This window comes from Actibacterium sp. D185-2 (genome assembly GCF_054954595.1).
Genome location: NZ_JBPWNX010000024.1, coordinates 20,221 through 28,575, shown reverse-complemented (window position 1 = coordinate 28,575; position 8,355 = coordinate 20,221). Strand labels below are relative to the sequence as shown.

At 55.3% G+C, this 8,355-nt stretch carries 4 protein-coding genes and 1 pseudogene; 1 reads left to right on the top strand and 4 read right to left on the bottom strand.

The features are described from left to right. Nucleotides 1-130 precede the first annotated feature (130 nt). Nucleotides 131-433: pseudogene (locus ACSR1C_RS19210) on the top strand (hypothetical protein); the annotation flags it as partial. A 95-nt stretch (nucleotides 434-528) separates the two neighbouring features. On the opposite strand, the gene ACSR1C_RS19205 reads toward ACSR1C_RS19210, so the two are convergent. From ACSR1C_RS19205 to ACSR1C_RS19190, 4 genes are all read right to left on the bottom strand, one after another. After that, nucleotides 529-4,149, bottom strand: coding sequence for a DEAD/DEAH box helicase (locus ACSR1C_RS19205; RefSeq protein WP_460260701.1), 3,621 nt, complete (start codon nucleotides 4,147-4,149; stop codon nucleotides 529-531). Beyond that, nucleotides 4,142-5,110, bottom strand: coding sequence for a hypothetical protein (locus ACSR1C_RS19200; protein ID WP_460260700.1), 969 nt, complete (start codon nucleotides 5,108-5,110; stop codon nucleotides 4,142-4,144). Before ACSR1C_RS19200 ends, ACSR1C_RS19205 begins: the two co-directional genes overlap by 8 nt. Nucleotides 5,111-5,177: 67 nt before the next feature. Beyond that, nucleotides 5,178-6,590, bottom strand: a complete 1,413-nt coding sequence (locus tag ACSR1C_RS19195; RefSeq protein ID WP_460260699.1) for an argonaute/piwi family protein — start codon at nucleotides 6,588-6,590, stop codon at nucleotides 5,178-5,180. Beyond that, nucleotides 6,587-8,353 carry an SIR2 family protein gene (locus ACSR1C_RS19190; RefSeq protein ID WP_460260698.1) on the bottom strand — a complete coding sequence of 589 codons (1,767 nt, stop codon included), beginning with the start codon at nucleotides 8,351-8,353 and terminating at the stop codon, nucleotides 6,587-6,589. Before ACSR1C_RS19190 ends, ACSR1C_RS19195 begins: the two co-directional genes overlap by 4 nt. Nucleotides 8,354-8,355: the final 2 nt, after the last annotated feature.

Below are 8,355 nucleotides of genomic sequence, written 5' to 3'. Positions count from 1 at the left end.
GCTCACTGCCGCGCGCATAACTCCCAAAACTTGGCATGAGTTCCTCGACGACTTCGTCCATGACGCCGATCTCGTCGCCCGCATCAAGGCCCAATCGCCGCGGTAGCAACCGGCCGGTTACGATACTTCTGAAATTGAAGGCGAAATCCTCTACCGTAACAGCGTACAATCCTCGATCCGCCGTCAACTTGGCCTCAAGGCCGGGGCCCTCCCTGCTCACTGGCGTGGCGGGTACGCTTTTGAAGCGCCGCAAGGAATATTATCGGGCACCGGAAGATGCGAGCCAAACACTCAATGTAACGGATTGGCTATTATGATTTGCGCAAATTGTCATCGAAGCAGAACGGCGCCAAGGCGCAAATCGACGCACTATCGTCTCGCCATCCCGCTCCGTTTAGTGGAAAGCGTGTGCATCGAAGAGATCGCACCATGAGCCTGCCTCACTTTTTCGGCCTGCGCCATATCTCCGACACGATAAGGATATGAACATGAACCACAATACTATGAGGCGATAATAAATATCTCCCCTCACCACCCAGCATAACTGCGGTCCACATATGGATCGTCCGCATCTGTGTGAAGTTCAAAATCCTGACGATGGAGCCTGCCGCGAAACGGAGAACCTTCCCTCGGTGAATGGGCCAGGAGGTATCCGGCAGCATCGATCCAATTGATAAAATCATCAGTCACGATCGGCACAACGCGATACAGGCCACGTTCTCCAGTCGTACCGCTGAGTTCGGCCACAATACTGTTCGCGCGGGCCGCAGCGCGTTCCGGCTGCGGCAAGCTACGTTGCCAAGCGAGGAAGTACTGCGGGTCTATAAAGTCTTCGGCGCTGATATCGTCATAATTCTCCGCCAGCCACGTCTCGAATTCTGCACGGCGCTCAGCGGCCTCGTCACGTGTCCGTGCCAAACCTTGAGCCAGCGCGAATGCAACAAACGGGTCCAGCGTCCCCCATCGAAGCATTTCGCGTGCCCAGAAGCCGAACCAAGGCAATTCCGTCGTTTCTTTCCATGCCTCAAGCGACGGTATCGCAAGAGCCTCACCGGCACCGTCAGACCAAGCCCGCGCGACAACTGCCCCTATCGCGACGCCCAGACGAAAATCGATGTTGTCGGCGACAAATCTCTGCCACGCGCGGAGCTGGCTGGCATCCGGCACTGCCGCGTCCGGCAGTTTCATCCACCATCCCAGTACATCTTGCCAATGATCCAGAAGCGCGCGATCAGTTTCGGTTGACCTGACCCGAAATCCATAACCCCGGTCGTCAGCTACCAACGCGCCAAGCGCGGCGAATACCTCAAAGCGATCTTCGTTGTTGGCATTGCCATACCCCTGAGCACCTTCGATGATATCTCTCATGGCTGGCGCTATCGCTTCAAAACGGCGTCCGACATAGGGCGCAAAACCGTATTGATACAGCCGGCTTCGCTCTTCCGCATCAGGATAAATCCGCTCAGAAATGGCATGCCCGCGCCGCACAAATGCACGTTCCAGCCAATCCTCCTGAATCGCAGCGTAGGCGGAAAATGTCCTGCGCCAAAGACGAACAAGAAACTCTTCGGCGGCCGCCCCTTCGAGCCCCTCTTCCCGGACACGCCCAATCTCTTCAAGAGCACTGAGCAGAACACTGTCCAACTCATCTACGCTATCGGCAAGTCGGCTCTCTTCGGATGTATCGGCCCTACCGGCTTTATCGCTGATTTGGTCAGGAATGGCGATTTCAAGCCAATCCAGAAAAGCATCGCCTTCCAAGCCGAGTAAATCCTGCGCACGTTCTGCGATGCTATGTAACAATAGGGCGAGGGAACTGCGGACTTCGACCTGCTCAAGCTCTTCGGCAAGAAGCCGTTGCCTGAGTGAGTTGTAATCACTACTAAGAGCAAGAATCTGACGACGCTGAATTGGCATCTGTTTCGGAGCCGTCGCCGAAAGACGCCTTGGTAAAGCAACCAAAGTGATACCTTCCATGCCATTGCTGGCACCTGGCCGCCCAGCACGCCCTGACAGGTTGCGAAACTCAGCAGTGGAAAGGGGCGCTTCAATGGATGTGTTGTTGATCGGATCATAGGTCCGACGCTTCAGTGCCGTAACGAATATGATATCAAAAGGCAGATTGACGCCTTCGGTAAGGGTGGCCGTAGCCACCGTGATCGGGCAGATTCCGCGGTCGATTAGATCGGTCATAAGCCGTCGCAGCCGCTGTGGCATTTGGCCATGGTTCGTGGCGATGCCGCGGTCAAGCAACGCAAGCTCGTAGGAATCAGCGCCGCAGTAATCGATGCAGGCCGCTTTGGTTTCTTCAAATCGAGCCCGTTCATTTTCGTCATCAGGCGGCTCAAAAGTCAGGGCGTCCTGCCATGCAGCGAGTCCAAGGGCGTCCTTGTACCATCCCATTGTTTTTTCCGGCTGCTGCGCAACCGAAATAAGTATCCGGCGCTCGCTATCCGTCAGATGCAGAGCCGTCCACAAAACGTCCAGTTCGTTAAATCTGTAGATGCTGTTTCGCATCGTAGCCGGAAGTTGCGGCATGGGCGGCGTGCGCAAGCGCAAATAAACCGGCTCATCGCGGCCGCGTACGAAAAGCGGACGCCCGTTTATAAGTTCAAGCAGCATGCGCCCGGCACTGCCCGGCGCGGTCTCCAGAACACCTACGATTTGTCTTGTACTGCGATAATGCGTTCCAACGGCCTCAGCGTCGTCCCGGCCCTCAATCCAGCGCGCGACCGGCGGCGCAGCGCCGCCTGCAACTGCGGTCAACGCAATCCTGACAATATCGGGCGATTGTGCGAGCAGCCGCGAAACAAATCCTTCCAGGCGGATTGAACGGCTGGAATGCTCAGCAAAATCGGCTACCGCCCGTTCTTTATCATCGGGAACGACCTGATGCGCTTCATCGACGATCAATAGCTGTAATCGACCGAGTAACAGCGGACCGAGATAACGCATCAACGCATCGGCCTTTTCCACGGTTGCGACGAGAACGGTGGGCCTATCTGCATCCAGCCAATAGTCGGTCACGCCCCAGTCAGCACCGCCATACAGACCTGTAACGATCAAGTCCCTGCCAAGTTCGTCTGTTAGTTTTGCCTCGACCTCACCTGCAAGCGCCCTCGATGGAACGAGATACAGGGCCAGTGGAGCCGGTTGATCATGGTCCCGCAAGAGAAGCTCCTTGACGAGCGCGAGGTTGGCAACGAGCGTCTTGCCTGAGCCAGTCGGCGTACAGAGCGCAAAGGACGATTCCTCAAGAAGCCGCGCGATTCCCTGCCGCTGTGATGTCCAGAGGATACCGCGCTTGCGGTTGAATTGGGTTCGCGCAAAACGCTCCAAACGCGGGGCCCGTTCCGGATTGAGATTACCGAGTGCACGGATTGGATCGTATATGCTGGCAGTCCGATACGAAATCGCGACTTGATACAAGAGTGTCACAAGCGCTGATATCTCATCCCCCAAAGTGCGGGCAGCCATGCGGTCGAGCGCCCCGAGCTTAGCAAGTACGCGATCCCGCCGGGAATTATCACCACGGCGCAGGGCATCCGCCATAGCACCAAGCGCGCGTACCAGTTCAACGGTAAAATACCATGTGACTTTGTCATCACCGTCTTCCTGCAAAAGGCGCCCGGTGGCCTCCCGATCCGTTATGTCCAGATGATTGCGCCAGAATTCGGTAACTGTGCGGATTACACCGTCAAAATCTGCGCCCAGAAATCCGGCATAGAGTCGCGTTCCGAGGTTATCCTGCGGCGCTTGAGCAAGCAAAGCGGCGGCCATCGCAGGTAGCCCCCCGAGCTGATAGGAAGCCGCGGCCAGTAGTTCCAGAGGAATGAATGTTTCCAGTTCGTCGCGGGCGCGCGTGAGCCATTCAAGCAATTCACCGGCGCGACGGTAGCATTGAATGGCATTTGCGGATGCTTCTCCTTCAACCTTACGGAATATAACGGCGGCGTCGAGCAGCCGCCGCGCATCGCCAAGCTGTGACCGGGATTCCGCCGCATTCCACTGAATGGGCGGCACTTCCCAACTCGTCTGCAATCCGCGAACGAAAGACCGCGCCTGTATAGGTGTGAGCGCGTCCTCAGCGGCAATCTGGCGCATCAATTCTTCGGCTATAGCTATCCGGTCTTGGTCAAGTTCAGGCATTGCCGCCTCCGTCAGACCAAAGACTCTCGTAGAGGGCGTCGATCAATTCTTCGCCATCCTTCAAGATGACTTCTACCAATTGCAGATCGTGCCCTGCGGTATAGTTATCAGGCATATCTTCCCACGGCAAAAGACAGTCCATTTTTTCGCGCGTGGCGGCCCCATTACCGACAACAATGATAAGATCAGTGCGGGGAAGCGGTTCTGGGTTGTTCAGAACAAGGGAGCGCTCCATCGACAGGATAGCCGCATCATAGCCGTCCGGATCGTGTTCCTGCAAAAGCCTCATGAGTTGCCGCACGCCGATGGGAACCGGCGGATCGTTATTCACATCATTCCAGACGCCTTTGCCGGAATGAACCTTCTCTTCACCGCCCTCGGGATCGTCTATCTTCTTGCCGTGCATCAGTGTGTCCACGGCCGATGGCGTGAGAGTTTTCCGCCATTTGGCTTCGCCAGCGATGAAGCGGATCACAGTACCATCGTCGCCAAGCAGCAAACCTATGAAATCCGAGCCGAGACGTCCGATGGTCTGGCGCTTCCGTTCCGGATCACGAGCCAGCGCAAACAGGTAGTTCCGCGCATCTTCATGGTACCGGAACAAAAAGATCGGCACACACCATTCATGTTTTCCAACCAATTCGTAACTTTCGGTCACAAGCCCAGCCATTACTTCACCAAACAGGCCCTTTCGCGTCGTTCTGGGAAGACAGCCGGGATATTCTATAGGCGCTTCGCCGCAGTCGCCTGCATCGGGATGAAGGTCAATGCCGATATCGGCATGAAATATCTGCCGTGCGTCCAGATGTGCGGACTCGAAATACGGACGCAGGGCATCCCGGACGGCAGCGCCATCAACGTCTTTTTGTAACAGGAGCAGGTGACCAAAATTGCCGTTGGTCGAAGGATGCTCTTCCAACCATTTACCGAGTGCCTCAAGCGGTGGCGGACAAGTATGCATACCGCCCTCCATAGCCGCCCGGCAGCCGGTGATTTACATCTTTCTGATGACTTGCTCGCTTGTGCATCTACATAAAATTCCTAAAGTCATAGACACTATCAACCATGTCCTTGTTTTGCTGAATGATGTCTGCGAACGCTTTGGAATAGACAAGCGTAACCGGCAACTTCTTGTACAGAGTATTGTTGTTCCAATCCATTTTGGTAAGGCCAAGAATACCCGAACAGGTTTCGTGCCACCCGCCTGCGCCTGAAAAACGGCGAACCAGAACCGGCGAAGGCGTGGGCTTTAGAGGCCCTTCCTTATAGACATTGTAATTCGGATTCTTGACGTTGACACCGGTCACACTGCCCTGTGTCCAGAGAAGAGCCTCGTTGCGCTCAATCGGGATGTACGTACCCCGTACGACCGGATATCCGTGGGCTTCGGGAGGTTTCTTGTTGTCAAAGCGGATGCCCTTCCAGTTCGTGCCCTTTACGATCTGGACAAGCTCAACGTCCGTGCCGTCACGGAACGTATCGAGCGCACCCAATATCTCCTGCTCCTGAAACGGCGTGTTCTTGTGGACTGTGATCTTGCGCGGCACGCGTCCAAAATGACCGCTCTGGTAAATTTCAAGGCTGCGTGAGAGGACCGACTGCATCTCATAGTATGACAGATAGGGATTTTTCTTACTGTCCTGCGTGAACTCGCGAGCATCATAGGCCACAAAACGGAATCCGGTTCCATCCGGGTCAAATACCTGGCTGCAACACGTCGTGTAGAAGTTACCGGATTTGTCAGTCTTCATCGCGTAGCTGATACCGATGAACGCTTCATCTTTGTTCAATCCGGTGAGCTTCCAGGGTACGCCTCCCGCCTTAGCATAGATCGCGACGCTCATGCCCCACATTACATTGGCGCGGCAGCGGCGCTCGAAGCTCTTCTCACGGACGATCTGGATCGGAATATTCGAAGGTGCGCAATACGCCTTGAGATAATCGTGGAAATTGAAATTTTCACCCTCGAAACACGCGGCCCAGCTTTGCGGCAAATATACAAGCGCGATGTCAAAATTGCTGCGTACGCTCCGAAGCTGGGCGATACACTGAAACAAGCCTTTTGCGAGTTCAGCCTTCTGCCCGGCCTGCGCATGCCTATCCAGTTCATCGGGAAAGGAAATAGCCAGAGTGTCATCCTGATCGGCGACGGGAATGCGAAACAGTGCTTCAAAGCCGGGATATTCGGGATAGTAGTTTGGTGCTTCCCGCACTTGCGCAGTACCCTTCAACTCCTGAACCAACTGGGTGAGCTTACCCATGTTCGTCTTGGGAGCGAGAAGCGCCAGGCGGAGCTTGGCGGGCGCACCGAATTTCAGGCCGTACGGACCGTGATTGATCAACCCCATCAACGGGTGCCTACCGGTTCGGCCACCGGCAAAGACAAGCTCCGGCTCGGGCAGCGTCGCATAGCCGCTCAGCTCTCCTGCGCTCGCGATCATGCGACCAGCCTCCGCGAGAATGCTGTCCTGTTGCCTATGCGAAAACGCGGATTTTCAATCTTATTCCCGTCAGAAAACGGCGTGACCGTGATTTCAGAGTTGCGCTCTTCAGTATCAAAGAGCAACTGAACCCACGCATCCAAAAGCGCGTTGAACTTGTCATTCTTCCGGTCGCTGCGCCTTCTGTCCAGAAAGTCACGGGCATTGGCACGGGCGCGGGGCGGCCATATCCAGATGTCCGGATCGATGATAAGCCAGAGACTGCCTCCCTTCTGATCGACGGATATCCGCAGCGCTTCAGCCCAATCCACCGGTTCGGAATTCGGCTTTTCGGGAGTGGGTACTGTAAAGACGCCCGGCACCTTTCCAGATGTTTTACCGACAAGCTGGAACAACGGATCGAGGCCGCCAACATCGTCGGCATGCTGATCGGCAATCAGGAACACCGATCCGTGGCGTGCACGGACGAGCAAGGGACGCCCGCGTGCCAATGCATATCCCAGAGCCTCTTCGATAAAGCCTTTTAGATGCAGGTTTTCCGGCTTACGAATATCATCCGGCAACGCACGGGATTCCACGGTCTCGACGGACCCTGCAAATCCCCGGCGGGCATCATCTTCCTTCCCCCAGCACCACACCGTATCGGATTTGCTCAAAACCAGCGTTTGCTCCGATGCGCTTGCAACCCTTCTAACTTCATCCCAATCAACGGGTTGCTTGAAAGACAGCGACAAGCATTCTGACGGCATATCCAGTATGGGAAGGGCATTAAGCCGCAGGAGCGGCTGTTGTTGCCCGGATAACGGCCGGGGAATATTCACTTCCGATAGATGTGCCTTACGCACCTTGGCATCCATGTCGGGCGACTTGGCTTCGATGTTCCGCCATAGGCGAAGCATCAACGTATCAAACGTCTCAATCTCGACAAGCTCGGCAGTCACCCCCTTCTTCTGCGCAGCCGCAAGAAACTCCGTTACCGCAGGGTGTACGGCACTGCCCTTCAAGCTGGTCCAGTAAATTCCGTGCGGAAACGGATTGGTCGATTCCAGAGCCTGTCTCAACAACGACATGACGCTCTCATCGCGCCCGCTATAACCGGCAACGATAAAGCCGAACCGGTTGGATGCATTCACAAGGCAGGCGGAAAGTTCCTGATTTTGTTTTTCCAGATCGGCACTTAGGTTCTTGATGCTGTCATAGCGAAAATCGCCGTGCAGCTTGCAATAAATGGGGAATTCTTCGTTGTTGAGCGCGTTATTAGCTGCATGAGATCCTTCGATGTGGAATGCTGAGAGTGACTGACCACCAACTTCGGCAACCGATTTCTCGACGACGCTGTCAAAATTGGTTGTAAATACGGCCCGGCACATTCCACTTGCGAGCAACGCACCGAGTACACGGTTCCCCACCGACAATGCAACTTTATCTTCCGCCAGCATGGCACTCATATACTGGCGCTGGCGCTCCCTTTCGTCGCCGAAAATTTTCTCGAAATAGGTTGTGTATTCCTGATCTGCCCACAATTCGGGGAAGCCGTGCGCATCCATATAGGTCTGAATACGTGCTTTGACGGCATCGCTTTGAATGTCTTGACGCGAAATGTCCTGATTTTCTTCGCGGCAATAGTGGCGGCGTTTCAGATCCCAGATGATGTCGGTAGCGGTCGGCAGACCTGCACTGCGGGACGTGCCCGCGCCAAGAAACCATGCATAGTTTTGCGGACGCTGACAGAAAGTAGCCGTGAGTTCAGATTGAGTTGCCAAAT

Excerpts from the sequence above, each read along its gene's own strand:
- ACSR1C_RS19205 (WP_460260701.1), bottom strand. The coding sequence starts at position 4,149 with ATGCCTGAACTTGACCAAGACCGGATAGCTATAGCCGAAGAATTGATG.
- ACSR1C_RS19195 (WP_460260699.1), bottom strand. The coding sequence starts at position 6,590 with ATGATCGCGAGCGCAGGAGAGCTGAGCGGCTATGCGACGCTGCCCGAG.
- ACSR1C_RS19200 (WP_460260700.1), bottom strand. The coding sequence starts at position 5,110 with ATGCATACTTGTCCGCCACCGCTTGAGGCACTCGGTAAATGGTTGGAA.